Source organism: Chromohalobacter sp. 296-RDG (assembly GCF_029889885.1).
In the GTDB taxonomy this organism is placed as follows: domain Bacteria; phylum Pseudomonadota; class Gammaproteobacteria; order Pseudomonadales; family Halomonadaceae; genus Chromohalobacter.
Genome location: NZ_JARANY010000019.1, coordinates 15,910 through 29,961, shown reverse-complemented (window position 1 = coordinate 29,961; position 14,052 = coordinate 15,910). Strand labels below are relative to the sequence as shown.

24 protein-coding genes are annotated in these 14,052 nt (G+C 57.5%); all 24 read right to left on the bottom strand.

Annotation, left to right across the window (positions count from 1 at the left end; translation table 11 throughout):
• Positions 1-24: 24 nt before the first annotated feature.
• The 24 genes from secY to fusA all read right to left on the bottom strand — a co-directional run bounded on the left by secY (position 25) and on the right by fusA (position 14,035).
• Complete coding sequence (gene secY, locus OP495_RS09385) at positions 25-1,356, bottom strand: preprotein translocase subunit SecY (protein ID WP_280564088.1); 1,332 nt, start codon at positions 1,354-1,356, stop codon at positions 25-27.
• Complete coding sequence (gene rplO, locus OP495_RS09380; protein WP_280564087.1) at positions 1,356-1,790, bottom strand: 50S ribosomal protein L15; 435 nt, start codon at positions 1,788-1,790, stop codon at positions 1,356-1,358. The genes secY and rplO overlap by 1 nt, the downstream gene beginning before the upstream one ends.
• A 3-nt stretch (positions 1,791-1,793) precedes the next feature.
• The gene (rpmD, locus tag OP495_RS09375; RefSeq protein ID WP_246976047.1) at positions 1,794-1,979 is read right to left on the bottom strand and encodes a 50S ribosomal protein L30; all 186 of its coding nucleotides are present in this window, start codon (positions 1,977-1,979) and stop codon (positions 1,794-1,796) included.
• Positions 1,980-1,985: 6 nt separating this feature from the next.
• Complete coding sequence (gene rpsE / locus OP495_RS09370; protein ID WP_280564083.1) at positions 1,986-2,486, bottom strand: 30S ribosomal protein S5; 501 nt, start codon at positions 2,484-2,486, stop codon at positions 1,986-1,988.
• Positions 2,487-2,497: 11 nt separating this feature from the next.
• A complete protein-coding gene (gene rplR, locus OP495_RS09365) occupies positions 2,498-2,848 on the bottom strand; it encodes a 50S ribosomal protein L18 (RefSeq protein ID WP_280564081.1) in 351 nt (116 codons plus the stop codon).
• A 9-nt stretch (positions 2,849-2,857) separates the two neighbouring features.
• Positions 2,858-3,388 (bottom strand): 50S ribosomal protein L6, encoded by a 531-nt coding sequence (gene rplF / locus OP495_RS09360; protein ID WP_280564080.1) that lies wholly within the window; start codon positions 3,386-3,388, stop codon positions 2,858-2,860.
• Between the two features lie 9 nt (positions 3,389-3,397).
• A complete protein-coding gene (gene rpsH / locus OP495_RS09355; protein ID WP_280564077.1) occupies positions 3,398-3,790 on the bottom strand; it encodes a 30S ribosomal protein S8 in 393 nt (130 codons plus the stop codon).
• Between the two features lie 28 nt (positions 3,791-3,818).
• On the bottom strand, positions 3,819-4,124 hold the full coding sequence (rpsN, locus tag OP495_RS09350; RefSeq protein WP_280564073.1) for a 30S ribosomal protein S14: 306 nt from the start codon (positions 4,122-4,124) through the stop codon (positions 3,819-3,821).
• 10 nt (positions 4,125-4,134) lie between these two features.
• A complete protein-coding gene (rplE, locus tag OP495_RS09345) occupies positions 4,135-4,674 on the bottom strand; it encodes a 50S ribosomal protein L5 (protein WP_280564072.1) in 540 nt (179 codons plus the stop codon).
• Between the two features lie 18 nt (positions 4,675-4,692).
• Positions 4,693-5,007 (bottom strand): 50S ribosomal protein L24, encoded by a 315-nt coding sequence (rplX, locus tag OP495_RS09340; protein ID WP_247621433.1) that lies wholly within the window; start codon positions 5,005-5,007, stop codon positions 4,693-4,695.
• Positions 5,008-5,021: 14 nt separating this feature from the next.
• Positions 5,022-5,393 carry a 50S ribosomal protein L14 gene (gene rplN, locus OP495_RS09335; protein WP_280564071.1) on the bottom strand — a complete coding sequence of 124 codons (372 nt, stop codon included), beginning with the start codon at positions 5,391-5,393 and terminating at the stop codon, positions 5,022-5,024.
• A 51-nt stretch (positions 5,394-5,444) separates the two neighbouring features.
• Positions 5,445-5,705 (bottom strand): 30S ribosomal protein S17, encoded by a 261-nt coding sequence (gene rpsQ / locus OP495_RS09330; protein ID WP_280564070.1) that lies wholly within the window; start codon positions 5,703-5,705, stop codon positions 5,445-5,447.
• A gap of 1 nt (position 5,706) precedes the next feature.
• Positions 5,707-5,898 carry a 50S ribosomal protein L29 gene (gene rpmC, locus OP495_RS09325; RefSeq protein WP_011505737.1) on the bottom strand — a complete coding sequence of 64 codons (192 nt, stop codon included), beginning with the start codon at positions 5,896-5,898 and terminating at the stop codon, positions 5,707-5,709.
• Entirely contained in the window at positions 5,898-6,311 is a 414-nt protein-coding gene (gene rplP / locus OP495_RS09320; RefSeq protein ID WP_280564068.1) for a 50S ribosomal protein L16, read from the bottom strand. Before rplP ends, rpmC begins: the two co-directional genes overlap by 1 nt.
• Before the next feature lie 14 nt (positions 6,312-6,325).
• A complete protein-coding gene (gene rpsC / locus OP495_RS09315) occupies positions 6,326-7,024 on the bottom strand; it encodes a 30S ribosomal protein S3 (protein ID WP_040239410.1) in 699 nt (232 codons plus the stop codon).
• An 11-nt stretch (positions 7,025-7,035) separates the two neighbouring features.
• Positions 7,036-7,368 (bottom strand): 50S ribosomal protein L22, encoded by a 333-nt coding sequence (gene rplV / locus OP495_RS09310; protein WP_280564065.1) that lies wholly within the window; start codon positions 7,366-7,368, stop codon positions 7,036-7,038.
• 18 nt (positions 7,369-7,386) lie between these two features.
• The gene (gene rpsS / locus OP495_RS09305) at positions 7,387-7,662 is read right to left on the bottom strand and encodes a 30S ribosomal protein S19 (RefSeq protein WP_280564062.1); all 276 of its coding nucleotides are present in this window, start codon (positions 7,660-7,662) and stop codon (positions 7,387-7,389) included.
• A gap of 33 nt (positions 7,663-7,695) precedes the next feature.
• Positions 7,696-8,526 (bottom strand): 50S ribosomal protein L2, encoded by an 831-nt coding sequence (rplB, locus tag OP495_RS09300; protein WP_280564059.1) that lies wholly within the window; start codon positions 8,524-8,526, stop codon positions 7,696-7,698.
• Between the two features lie 16 nt (positions 8,527-8,542).
• Positions 8,543-8,839, bottom strand: coding sequence for a 50S ribosomal protein L23 (gene rplW / locus OP495_RS09295; RefSeq protein ID WP_280564056.1), 297 nt, complete (start codon positions 8,837-8,839; stop codon positions 8,543-8,545).
• The gene (rplD, locus tag OP495_RS09290) at positions 8,836-9,444 is read right to left on the bottom strand and encodes a 50S ribosomal protein L4 (protein WP_280564054.1); all 609 of its coding nucleotides are present in this window, start codon (positions 9,442-9,444) and stop codon (positions 8,836-8,838) included. Before rplD ends, rplW begins: the two co-directional genes overlap by 4 nt.
• Positions 9,445-9,458: 14 nt before the next feature.
• Positions 9,459-10,097: a 50S ribosomal protein L3 gene (gene rplC / locus OP495_RS09285; protein WP_280564053.1), complete on the bottom strand. Its 639-nt coding sequence runs from the start codon at positions 10,095-10,097 to the stop codon at positions 9,459-9,461.
• Positions 10,098-10,227: 130 nt separating this feature from the next.
• Positions 10,228-10,539 (bottom strand): 30S ribosomal protein S10, encoded by a 312-nt coding sequence (gene rpsJ, locus OP495_RS09280; protein WP_040239425.1) that lies wholly within the window; start codon positions 10,537-10,539, stop codon positions 10,228-10,230.
• Between the two features lie 152 nt (positions 10,540-10,691).
• Positions 10,692-11,885: an elongation factor Tu gene (gene tuf / locus OP495_RS09275; RefSeq protein ID WP_280564052.1), complete on the bottom strand. Its 1,194-nt coding sequence runs from the start codon at positions 11,883-11,885 to the stop codon at positions 10,692-10,694.
• A gap of 29 nt (positions 11,886-11,914) precedes the next feature.
• Positions 11,915-14,035, bottom strand: coding sequence for an elongation factor G (gene fusA / locus OP495_RS09270; protein ID WP_280564050.1), 2,121 nt, complete (start codon positions 14,033-14,035; stop codon positions 11,915-11,917).
• Positions 14,036-14,052: the final 17 nt, after the last annotated feature.

The following is a 14,052-nucleotide window of genomic DNA, read 5'->3' as shown; positions in this document are numbered from 1 at the left end:
TCCAAAAAACCTAGCGGGGCGCGTTTAACGCAGGATACCGCCGCTGCCATAGCCTTTCAGGTTGGACTTCTTCATCACCGATTCATATTGATTCGACATCAGATGCGACTGCACCTGGGACATGAAGTCCATGACTACCACTACCACGATGAGCAAGGAAGTACCGCCAAAATAGAAAGGTACTTGCCAGGCCACCACAAGGAACTGAGGCATCAGGGAAACTGCGGTGATGTATAAGGCGCCGAAAAGCGTCAGACGCGTCATGACCTTATCGATATAGCGGGACGTTTGCTCACCCGGACGAATTCCCGGTAGAAACGCTCCAGACTTCTTCAGGTTGTCGGCGACATCCTTGGGATTGAAGACCAACGCCGTGTAAAAGAAGCAGAAGAATAGCACCGCCGCCGCGAAAAGCAAGATGTACAGCGGCTGCCCCGGCCCAAGCGCTTGCGACACCGTCTGGAGCCAGGCCATGTTCTGCCCGTCACCGATCCATTGGCCAATCGAGGCCGGAAACAGCAAGATACTGGAGGCAAAGATCGGCGGAATGACACCGGCCATGTTGACCTTCAGCGGCAGATAGCTGCTCTGCCCGGCATACATCTTGTTGCCTACCTGACGCCGCGGATAATTCACCTTGATGCGTCGCTGACCACGCTCGATGAAGACCACGAATGCAACAGTCGCGATCCCCAGGACTGCCAACGACAGCAACGGCAAGATATTCCAGGCCCCATCGTTTCGCGCCAGCTCGAAAGACTGACCGATAGCGCTCGGAAGACCCGCCACGATACCCGCGAAGATGATAAGGGAAATGCCGTTACCAATGCCTTTCTCGGTGATCTGCTCTCCCAGCCACATAAGGAACACGGCACCCGCGACGAACGTCACGATCGCTGTGAAGTAGAAGCTGAGATCGCCGCTATAGGCGACGCCCTGTCCGACCAGACCGACTGCCATGCCGGTCGCTTGGATCAATGCCAGCAGCACCGTACCGTAGCGCGTGTACTGGTTGATCTTGCGCCGGCCAGCCTCACCTTCTTTCTTCAGCTGTTCCAGCTGAGGCGAGACCGCCGTCAGGAGCTGCATGATGATCGACGCGGAGATATACGGCATGATCCCCAACGCAAAAATACTCATGCGCGACAGCGCACCACCCGAAAACATGTTGAACATGCCTAGGATGGTGCCCTGATTTTCCCTGAACAAGGCAGCAAGCTGGTCAGGATTGATGCCAGGCACCGGAATATGGGCACCGATACGGTACACCACGATGGCGATGAACACGAAACGCAAACGCGCCCAAAGTTCACTCAGACCACTTCCACTGGCCGGCATATTTCCTGACTTAGCCATTAGTCCTCTACCTTGCCACCGGCAGCTTCGATCGCGCCACGGGCACCTTTGGTGACCTTGAGACCACGAACCGTAACTGCTTTGTTCAGTTCACCGGAGAGAATCACCTTCGCGTACTGGGTATTATCCTTGAGTACGTTGGCTTTCTTAAGGCTATCCAGATCGACGATATCACTGTCGATCTTGGCCAACTCCGCCACGCGCACCTCTTCGGAGGCCAGCGCCTTGATGGACGTGAAACCATATTTCGGCAGACGACGCTGCAACGGCATCTGACCGCCTTCAAAACCGGGCTTCACGGACCCACCGGAGCGTGACTTCTGGCCTTTGTGACCGCGGCCACCGGTCTTGCCCAGACCGGAGCCGATGCCACGACCGACGCGCTTCTCGGTGTGCTTCGAGCCCAGTGCAGGGCTCAGACTATTGAGTTTCATGGATTACTCTCCCTCAACACGCACAAGGTAATTAACCTTGTTGACCATACCGCGTACGGCGGGGGTATCTTCCAGCTCAACCGTGTGACCGATGCGGCGCAAGCCCAAGCCACGGATAGTGGCCTTGTGCTTTTCAAGAATGCCGATGGTACTACGAGTCTGGGTAACCTTGATCGTTGCTGATGCCATGATGCCTTACCCCGCGAGCTCTTCGACGGACATGCCACGCTTAGCGGCAACATCCTCCGGAGACCGCATGGCAGCGAGACCGTTAACAGTCGCCCGCACCACGTTCACCGGGTTGGTAGAACCGTAACACTTGGCGAGTACGTCATGGACGCCTGCCAGTTCGAGTACGGAGCGCATGGCACCGCCAGCAATGATACCGGTACCTTCAGACGCCGGCTGCATAAACACCTTGGAGGCACCGTGACGGGCCTTCGTGGGGTACTGCAGCGTAGAGCCACTGAGACTTACCTTCACCATGTTGCGGCGAGCCTGATCCATCGCCTTCTGAATCGCGATAGGCACTTCACGTGCTTTGCCGCGGCCGAAGCCGACGCGACCGTTGCCATCGCCAACGACGGTCAGTGCGGTGAAGCCGAAAATACGACCACCTTTCACAACCTTGGCGACGCGGTTTACCTGCACGAGTTTCTCTTGCAGATCGCCGCCCTTCTGTTCGTTATTCGCCATCGTAAAACCCTTTAGAATTCCAGGCCGCCTTCACGAGCGGCATCTGCCAGGGCCTTGATACGACCGTGGTATTTAAACCCGGCACGATCAAAGGCCACCTCGGTGATGCCCGCTTCCTTTGCGCGTTCGGCAATCAGGGCGCCCACCTTGGAGGCGGCGTCTGCATTGCCCGTGGATCCTTCACGCAGGCTCTTATCGAGCGTGGATGCACTGGCCAGTACTCGGCCACCATCCGGCGAAATGATCTGCGCGTAGATATGGCGCGGCGTGCGATTGACGCACAAGCGAGACACGCCAAGCTCGCGAATCTTGGCGCGAGCGCGGCGGGCACGACGGAGACGAGATTCTTTCTTCGCGTTCATAACCCTGCCTTACTTCTTCTTGGCTTCTTTGCGGCGGACTTCTTCGTCGCCATACCGAATCCCCTTGCCCTTATAGGGTTCGGGCGGACGGAAGGCACGAATTTCCGCTGCAACCTGGCCGAGCTTCTGCTTGTCCGCGCTTTTCAGCACAATCGTGGTATTCTTCGGCGCTTCGGCCGTCACACCTTCAGGCAGCGTATACTCGACAGGGTGCGAGAAACCTAATGTCAGGTTGAGTGTGTCGCCACTTACTTGCGCGCGGTAACCAACACCGTTGATCTCGAGAGACTTGCTAAAGCCTTCCGAAACGCCGGTAACGAGGTTCTGTACCAGCGCACGTGTGGTTCCGACCATCGCCCAGCTTTTAGCGGACTCGCTCGGATTGAATGTCAGCTGGCCTTCTTCTTGGCCCACGGTGACATCGGAATGCACGGTCATGGAGAGCGTGCCCTGACCGCCCTTGACGGTCAGCTTGTTGGCCTCGAGTTTGACCTCGACGCCACTCGGCAGTTTCACCGGATATTTGGCTACGCGGGACATTCCAAACTCCTAGAATACGGTGCAGATGACTTCACCACCGACACCGGCCTGACGCGCCGCACGATCGGTCATCACGCCCTGGGAAGTGGTGACGATCGCGATGCCCAGACCATCCGCGACTTTCGGCAGCGTGTCCTTGCCCTTGTAAGAGCGCAGGGACGGCTTGGAAAAGCGCTGAATGTGCTCGATGACCGGTTTACCCTCGAAGTACTTGAGAGTAACGATCAGCTGGGGCTTGGCGCCTTCCGTGACAGTGAAGTCGTAGATATACCCCTCTTGCTTCAATACGCGAGCCACCTCGACCTTGAGGTTGGAAGACGGCATTGAAACCGTCTCCTTAATGGCCATCTGCGCATTGCGGATACGGGTAAACATATCCGCCAGAGTATCTTGCATGCTCATTACGTTGCGCTCCTGATTCTCGCGTAGCTTACCAGCTGGACTTCTTGAGCCCAGGTACGTCGCCACGCATGGCGGCTTCACGCAGTTTATTGCGGCCCAAGCCGAACTTTTGGTAGAAGCCATGCGGACGACCGGTTACGTGGCAGCGATTACGCTGACGTACCGGGCTGGAATCGCGCGGCAACTCCTGAAGCTTCAGTTGGGCATCGAAGCGCTCTTCATCAGAAGCGTTGACGTCATAGATGACAGCCTTGAGCTTGGCACGCTTGGCCGCGTACTTGTCTACCAGCTTCGCGCGCTTGAGCTCACGCTCAATCATGCTTTTCTTTGCCATGATCCCACCCTTATTTCTTGAACGGGAAGTTCAGCGCGCTCAGCAGCGCACGGCCTTCTTCATCGGTGTTGGCAGTAGTGGTGACTGTGACATCCAACCCGCGAATACGATCGATCTTATCATATTCGAGCTCGGGGAAGATGATCTGTTCACGCACACCCATAGAGTAGTTGCCACGACCATCGAAGGACTTGGGGTTCAGACCACGAAAGTCACGAACGCGCGGAATCGCGACGTTCACGAGACGATCGAGGAAATCCCACATCCGTTCGCGACGTAAAGTCACCTTGATGCCGATCGGCCAGCTTTCGCGGACCTTGAAGCCTGAGATTGACTTGCGCGCCTTGGTCACTACCGGCTTCTGACCGGAGAGTTTCTCCAGGTCGCCAACGGCGTTGTCGATCAGCTTCTTGTCACTGGTCGCATCGCCGATGCCCATATTAAGGGTCACCTTGGTGATCCGCGGTATCTGCATCACGTTGGCGTAGCTGAACTGCTCTTGGAGCTGAGCTGCCACCTCGTTCTGATAACGTTCTTTCAAGTTCGCCATTTTGCTACCCGACTCGCGTTAGGCGTCGATCTGCTTTTGCGTCGACTTGTAGATACGTACCTTGGTACCGTCTTCCTGAATCTGGAAGCCGACGCGATCCGCCTTGCCGGTCTCCTGATTGAAGATGGCCACGTTGGATCCGTGAATCGGGGCCTCACGCTCGACGATACCCCCCTGCTTGCCTTGCATGGGGTTAGGCTTGGTGTGACGTTTGACCATGTTCACACCGGACACGACATAGGACCCATCCAGGACCCGTTTAATTGTGCCGCGCTTACCCTTGTCCTTGCCGGCAATGACGATCACTTCGTCGTCACGTTTAATCTTACGCATATCCGCCTCGCTCCTCACAGCACTTCAGGCGCCAGGGAAATGATCTTCATGAACTTCTCGTTGCGAAGCTCACGCGTAACCGGCCCGAAGATACGGGTACCGATCGGCTGCTCGTTGGCGTTTTGCAACAGAACGGCCGCATTTCCATCGAAGCGGATCAGTGAACCGTCTGTACGACGGACACCACTCTTGGTACGTACCACGACGGCCTTGAGGACTTGGCCTTTTTTGACCTTGCCTCGCGGAATCGCTTCCTTGACCGTCACTTTGATGACGTCACCAACACGCGCGTAACGGCGGTGTGACCCGCCCAGCACCTTGATGCATTGCACCCGGCGCGCGCCGCTGTTGTCGGCGACATCCAGCTTTGTCTGCGTCTGAATCATCGGTTTTCTCCAAACCTAAACTGACTGCACTGGTGAAAGGCTCTGGCCTGCTCAGCCCTTGGCCTGCTCGACCACCTCGACCAGCGTCCAGGCTTTCAACTTGGAGATCGGGCGACACTCTTCGATAGAGACCGTGTCACCGACCCGAGCCTGGTTCGCCTCGTCATGGGCGTGCAGTTTGGTGGAGCGCTTCACGTACTTGTCGTAAATAGGATGCCGAACACGGCGCTCGACCTGAACGACGACGGACTTGTCCATCTTGTCGCTCACGACCTTGCCATTTAGTGTGCGAGCATTATTTTCTTCAGCCATCTCAGTCACCTGCCTTCTCATTGAGCACAGTCTTAACGCGAGCGATATCGCGACGCACCTGCTTGAGCAGATGAGTCTGGCTCAGCTGACCGGTGGCCTTCTGCATGCGCAGGTTGAACTGCTCCCGGAGGAGCTCGAGCAGCTGCTGCTGAAGCGCTTCGACTGATTTTTCACGAATTTCCTGGGCTTTCATCACATCACCGTCCGTTTTACAAAGGTGGTGGAGACCGGGAACTTCTGGGCGGCCAGGTCAAAAGCCTCGCGCGCCAGCTCCTCGGAAACGCCTTCGATCTCGTAAAGCACCTTCCCGGGCTGGATTTGGGCCACCCAGTATTCAACGGAGCCCTTACCCTTACCCATACGGACTTCCAGCGGCTTCTCGGTGATTGGCTTATCCGGGAAGACGCGGATCCAGATCTTGCCGCCACGCTTGACGTGACGCGTAATGGCACGACGGCCGGCTTCGATCTGGCGAGCAGTGACGCGTCCGCGACCGGTGGCTTTCAGGCCGTACTCACCGAAGCTCACCTTACTTCCGCGATGCGCAAGACCGCGGTTACGACCTTTCTGCACCTTGCGAAATTTCGTACGCTTGGGTTGTAACATCGATCACTCTCCCCTTACTTGGAACCTTTCTTCTTGGGCCCCGGTGCCTGAGCTTGTTTCTGCTTGGCACGCACTTCCTCGATGCCGCCGAGGATTTCACCCTTGAAGACCCACACTTTGACGCCGATAACGCCGTAAGTGGTGTGCGCTTCGTAAGTGGCGTAATCGATGTCGGCGCGCAGCGTGTGCAGCGGCACGCGACCTTCGCGGTACCATTCGGTGCGCGCGATTTCTGCACCACCAAGACGCCCTGACAACTGGATCTTGATGCCGCCGGCGCCTAGGCGCATGGCGTTCTGTACAGCGCGCTTCATGGCACGACGGAACATTACGCGGCGCTCGAGCTGACCGCACACATTCTGTGCGACGAGTTGAGCGTCGAGTTCCGGCTTGCGGACTTCCTCGATGTTGACGTGCACCGGCACGCCCATCATCTCGGAGAGATCGCGACGCAGGCGATCGACATCCTCGCCCTTCTTGCCAATCACGATGCCCGGACGGGCGGTGTGAATGGTGATGCGTGCGTTATTGGCTGGACGCTCGATGGTGATGTCGCTCACAGAGGCGTTTTTCAAACGCTGCTCCAGGAAACGACGCACTTCGAGGTCATTATTCAGCTTATCGGCATAAGCACCACGCTCGGCGTACCAGACGGAGCGGTGATCCTTAACGATGCCTAGCCGAATACCTGTCGGATTTACTTTCTGACCCATCTGGTCGACTCCTACTTCTCGGCTACCTTGACGGTGATGTGGCAAGTGCGCTTCAAAATGCGATCCGCACGGCCTTTGGCGCGAGGCTGGATGCGCTTAAGCGTCATGCCCTCATCGACGCAGATGGTCGAGACACGCAGCTCGTCGATGTCCATGCCATTGTTTTCTTCCGCATTCGCGATGGCGGACTGAAGCACTTTCTTGACGACCTTCGCCGCTTTCTTCGGCGAGTACGTCAACGAATCCAGTGCTTCGGCGACCGGCTTACCGCGCACCAGGTCAGCCACCAAACGGGCCTTCTGGGCGGATAAACGAGCGCCACGCAGCTTTGCAGTGACTTCCATCTCTCTAACCTCTCTGGCTTACCGTTTGGCTTTCTTGTCCGCCGCATGGCCGCGGTAGGTGCGGGTGGCAGCGAATTCGCCCAGCTTATGGCCAACCATTTCCTCGGAGACATGCACCGGGACATGTTGACGTCCGTTATGGACTGCAATGGTGAGCCCGACCATATTGGGTAGGATCATGGAGCGACGCGACCAGGTCTTTATCGGTTTGCGGTCGCTCTTTTCCGCTGCAGTCTCAACCTTCTTCAGCAGATGAAGGTCAATAAAAGGACCTTTCTTCAGTGAACGTGGCACAGCCGTTACCTCTTAATGTCTTGGCGTTCGATCTTACTTCCGGGCCTTGCGGCGACGGACGATCAGCTTGTCGGTGCGCTTGTTCTTGCGGGTCTTGTGGCCCTTGGTGGGGATACCCCATGGGCTGACCGGATGACGGCCACCGCTGGTGCGGCCTTCACCACCACCATGTGGATGGTCGACCGGGTTCATCGCGACACCGCGAACCGTCGGGCGCACACCTCTCCAGCGCTTCGCACCGGCCTTGCCAAGTTGACGGAGGCTGTGCTCGGAATTGCCCACTTCGCCCAAGGTCGCACGACATTCGGCCAGAATCTTGCGCATCTCGCCGGAGCGTAGACGCACAGTGGCGTAGTTGCCTTCACGTGCTACCAGTTGGGCACTGGCACCGGCACTTCGCGCGATTTGAGCACCCTTGCCGGGCTTCATCTCAATGCAGTGCACGGTAGACCCTACCGGAATGTTACGCAGCGGCAGCGCGTTACCACGCTTGATCGCTGCATTGACGCCGGACTCCAAGCGGTCGCCCGCTTTCACACCACGCGGAGCGATAATGTAGCGACGCTCGCCATCCAGATACTTGAGCAGCGCAATGTTGGCGCTACGATTGGGATCGTATTCAAGGCGCTCAACGACGGCGGCAACGCCATCCTTGGCACGTTTGAAATCGATCACACGATAATGCTGACGGTGACCACCCCCGACATGACGGGTAGTGATGCGACCGTTATTGTTACGACCGCCGCTCTTGGATTGCTTCTCCAACAGACCGGCATAAGGACGGCCCTTGTAGAGCCCGTCGTTGACGACTTTGATGACGTGACGACGACCGGCGGACGTGGGTTTGGTCTTAACAACTGCCATGATCCGTACTCCTGCCTTACTCGGCGCCAGAGAAGTCTTCGAGAGTCTCGCCGGCCGCCAGTGTGACGTATGCCTTGCGATATCCCTTGCGCAGACCAACACCGTGCTGCGTGCGCTTGGTCTTACCCTTGACGTTCAAGACTTGCACACCAACGACCTTCTTCTCGAAGAGCGCTTCGACGGCTTTCTTGATCTCGGGCTTGGTCGCGTCCTGGGCCACCTTGAACACGTACTGGTTGTTTTCGGCGGCGAATGCGGCCTTCTCGGTCATGTGAGGCCCGAGCAGAACCTTGAATACGCGTTCCTGGTTCATCCCAGCTTCTCCTCGAATTTACGCAGAGCGGAAACGGTGACCAGCACCTTATCAAAGGCAATCAGGCTCACCGGATCGGCAGCCGCGACATCCACCACATCGACGTAGGGAATGTTACGCGCGGCGAGAAACAGCTTTTCGTCGATATCTTCGGTGACGATCAACGCTTTCTCGAGATCCAGGTCCTTCAGCTTGGCAATCAGCTGCTTGGTCTTGGGGGCATCCACCGCAATGCTGTCAACGACGGTCAGACGTTCCTGACGGACCAGCTCAGAGAGAATCGAGCGCATGGCCGCGCGGTACATCTTGCGGTTGACTTTCTGGGTGTAGTCTTGGGGGCGTGCTGCAAAAGTAACGCCGCCGCTACGCCACAATGGCGAGCGGATAGTACCGGCACGCGCACGACCAGTACCTTTTTGACGCCACGGCTTCTTACCGCCGCCACGCACTTCGGCGCGAGTCTTCTGTGCACGAGTCCCCTGGCGACCGGCTGCGAAATACGCAGTCACGACCTGATGGACCAGCGACTCGTTAAACTCTTTACCGAAGGTAGCGTCGGACACTTCGACAGTGCCTGCTTCGGCACCTGCGAGATTCAAATTCATCGGTCTCATACCCCTCAGCGAGCTTTAACGGCACTGCGTACGGTGACTTCGCAGTCGGTCGCACCCGGCACGGCGCCTTTTACCAGAAGCAGGTTACGCTCGGCATCGACGCGCACTATTTCCAGGCTCTGGACGGTCACGCGCTCATTGCCCAGCTGACCGGCCATCTTCTTGCCCTTGAAGACGCGACCCGGCGTCTGGCACATACCGATGGAGCCCGGTGCGCGGTGCGCAAGCGAGTTGCCGTGGCCATTGTCTTGGGTACGGAAATTCCAGCGCTTGACGGCGCCCTGGAAGCCCTTGCCTTTAGAGGTGCCAGTCACATCGACTTTCTGACCGGCTTCAAAGAGGGATACGGTGATGTTGCCGCCCACTTCAGGAGCGTCTTCGCCTTCTGCCAGGCGAAACTCCATCAATGCACGACCGGCCTCGACACCTGACTTGGCGTACTGCCCTGCGGCAGCCTTGGTCAGATGCTTGGCCTTGCGGGATCCCGAAGTCACCTGAATCGCGCTATAACCGTCGGTGTCGACAGTCTTGACGCGAGTCACGCGATTCGGCTCGACCTCGATAACGGTTACGGGCACGGAGGTGCCATTTTCGGTAAAGATGCGGGTCATGCCGCTCTTTTTACCGACCAAACCGATAGTCATGTTCAGTCTCCTTTAGTGTACGGGGCTGTCACCCGCTATGGCTGCCCTTTCCAGAGCATTCCACTAGCACATTGTATGACGCCATCACGGCGTGACGACTTTATAGAAAAGCCGCTAGTGACTAGTGTGGTCAGTCGAGCTTGATTTGCACATCCACGCCAGCGGCGAGGTCGAGCTTCATCAACGCGTCTACGGTTTTTTCCGTGGGTTCGACAATGTCGAGCACACGCTTGTGAGTGCGAATCTCGTACTGATCGCGCGCGTCTTTGTTGACGTGCGGCGAAACCAATACGGTATAGCGCTCGCGATTAGTCGGCAGCGGGATCGGACCACGGACCTGAGCACCGGTACGCTTCGCGGTATCCACGATTTCTTGCGCGGACTGGTCAATCAGGCGATGGTCAAAGGCCTTCAACCGAATGCGAATCTTTTGGTTCTGCATTAGCCTTAAACTCCAATGGATGTCGACGGCGCGAGCCGTCTACCCACGCATTCAAAGGATGCGCATTATAGGCAGGCTGACAGTGACTGTCAAACATGCACAGAAAGGGGGCTCCCAAGGGAGCCCCCTTCGATCATCGAAGGACGGAGCCCTTATTGGATGATCTTGGCGACAACACCGGCTCCCACGGTACGCCCACCTTCGCGAACCGCGAAGCGCAGGCCGTCTTCCATGGCGATCGGCGCGATCAGCGTCACAGTCATCTGGACGTTATCGCCCGGCATGACCATTTCGACGCCTTCCGGCAGCTCACAGGTTCCGGTTACGTCCGTGGTCCGGAAGTAAAACTGCGGACGATAGCCCTTGAAGAATGGCGTGTGACGACCGCCTTCTTCCTTGGACAACACATAGACTTCAGCTTCGAAGGTAGTGTGGGGCGTAATAGTACCCGGCTTGGCCAGCACCTGGCCACGCTCAACGTCGTCACGCTTGGTGCCACGCAACAGCGCGCCAATGTTCTCGCCAGCACGACCTTCGTCGAGCAACTTGCGGAACATCTCAACGCCAGTAACGGTCGTCTTGGCGGTATCTTTCATACCCACGATCTCGACGTCTGAACCGCTCTTGACGACGCCGCGCTCGACACGACCAGTCACAACGGTACCGCGACCAGAAATCGAGAACACGTCTTCGATCGGCATCAGGAACGGCTGATCGATGGCACGTTCGGGCTCGGGAATGTACTCATCCATAGCACGAACGAGGTTAGCAACGGCGGTGGTACCCATGCCGTTGTCATCCTTGCCTTCCAGCGCCATCAGAGCGGAGCCGGTGATGATCGGGCAGTCATCGCCCGGGAAGTCGTACTCGTTGAGGAGTTCACGAACTTCCATTTCGACCAGCTCGAGGAGCTCTGCGTCGTCGACCATATCGGCCTTATTCAAGAACACGACGATGTTCGGAACACCAACCTGACGAGACAGCAGGATGTGCTCACGCGTCTGCGGCATCGGGCCGTCAGCCGCGGAACAGACCAGAATCGCGCCATCCATCTGCGCGGCGCCGGTGATCATGTTCTTGACATAGTCGGCGTGCCCCGGGCAGTCGACGTGCGCGTAGTGGCGCTCCTCGGACTGGTATTCGACGTGAGCCGTCGCGATGGTGATACCGCGCTCACGCTCTTCCGGCGCGTTATCGATCGTGGAGAATTCACGCCAGTCGCCGCCGAAAACTTCTGCGGAAACGCGAGTCAGTGCCGCAGTCAGCGTGGTCTTGCCATGGTCGACGTGACCGATGGTACCGACGTTGATATGCGATTTGTTACGTTCAAATTTTTCCTTAGCCACTGCTATAACCTCTTTACGTTAGCTAACGGTTAACCATTCTGGTTGATGACGGCTTCAACGACGCTGGAGGGCGCCTCTTCGTAATCCGCAAACTCCATAGTGTAGCTTGCGCGGCCCTGGGTCTGAGAGCGCAAATCGGTCGCGTAACCGAACATCTCAGCCAGCGGCACCGTGGCACGGATAATCTTGCCAGACGGCGAATCCTCCATGCCCTGAACGAGGCCACGGCGGCGGTTAATGTCGCCCATGACGTCCCCCATGAATTCTTCGGGAGTCACGACCTCAACCTTCATTACCGGCTCCAGCAGCACGCCCTTGGCCTTCGGCGCGCCTTCCTTGATCGCCATGGAAGAGGCAACCTTGAACGCAGTCTCGTTCGAGTCCACGTCATGGTAGGAACCATCGAACAGCGTGACCTTGACGTCAATCATCGGATAGCCCGCAATGACACCGTTCTGCAGCTGCTCATAGGCCCCTTTCTCGACGGCCGGCACGTATTCCTTGGGAACCACACCACCGACGATTTCGGAGGCGAACTTGAAGTTCATTTCTTCGTCTTCGCCTTTATCTTCGGGCGTCAGCGGCTCAATGCGCAGCAGCACGTGACCGTACTGACCACGACCACCCGACTGACGAACGAACTTGCCTTCCTGCTCGACACTGGCGCGAACCGTCTCGCGGTAGGCTACCTGAGGCTTACCGATATTGGCGTCGACTTTGAATTCACGACGCAGACGATCGACGATGATGTCGAGGTGGAGCTCGCCCATGCCAGAAATGATCGTCTGACCGGTTTCCTCATCGGATTTGACGCGGAAAGAAGGATCTTCCTGAGCCAGCTTGCCCAGCGCGGTCCCCATCTTCTCCTGGTCGGGCTTGGACTTCGGCTCCACGGCGACCGAGATCACCGGATCCGGAAATTCCATGCGCTCAAGAATGATCTTGTCCTGCAGATCACAGAGAGTGTCGCCAGTAGTAACATCCTTGAGCCCGATGCAGGCAGCGATGTCGCCCGCATAGACTTCCTTGATCTCCTCGCGTGAATTGGAGTGCATCTGGACGATACGGCCCACGCGCTCCTTCTTGCTCTTCACGGAATTGAAGATGCTATCACCGGACTTGAGCACACCCGAGTAGACGCGAATAAAGGTCAGCGTCCCCACGAACGGGTCAGTAGCGATCTTGAAGGCCAGCGCGGCAAAAGGCGCTTTATCGTCCGCTTCACGCGTGGCGATGGTGCCATCCTTATCGTCAAGCTCACCTTCGATAGCCTTGACTTCGGTCGGCGACGGCATATATTCGATCACGCCATCGAGTACCGCCTGGACGCCCTTGTTCTTGAACGCGCTACCGCACGTCACCAGAACGATCTCGTTATCCAGGGTACGGCGACGCAAGCCAGCCTTGATGTCTGCCTCGGAAAGGTCGCCCTCTTCGAGGTACTTGTCCATCAGCTCTTCGGACGCTTCGGCGGCGGCTTCGACCATCTGCTCACGGTACTTGGCAGCAGTATCCTTGAGCTCATCGGGAATATCGACGAGCTCATAGTTCATGCCATGATTGGCCTCATCCCAGAGGATCCCCTTCATCTGGATCAGGTCGACAACCCCTTTGAAGTTATCTTCCGCGCCCCAGTTGATCTGGATCGGGACCGTATTGGCCCCCAGCTTTTGCTTGAGCTGGTCGAGTACCATGAAGTAATCGGCACCGGCGCGGTCCATCTTGTTGACGAACACCATGCGCGGAACTTCATACTTGTGGGCCTGGCGCCAAACCGTTTCGGTCTGCGGCTGAACCCCGGAGGAACCACAAAGCACGACGACGGCACCGTCGAGAACGCGCAAGGAGCGCTCGACTTCGATCGTGAAGTCGACGTGCCCCGGCGTATCGATGATATTGATGCGATGCTCGTCGAACTGCTTGCTCATCCCCTGCCAGAAGCAAGTGGTCGCAGCGGAGGTAATCGTGATACCACGCTCCTGCTCCTGCTGCATCCAGTCCATGGTGGCGGCACCATCATGCACCTCGCCGACCTTGTGAGACAGGCCAGTATAGAACAGGACACGCTCGGTAGTGGTAGTCTTCCCGGCGTCGACGTGAGCCACGATACCGATATTACGGTAGCGATTAAGCGGAGTCTTGCGTGCCACGATGGAATACCCCGTTG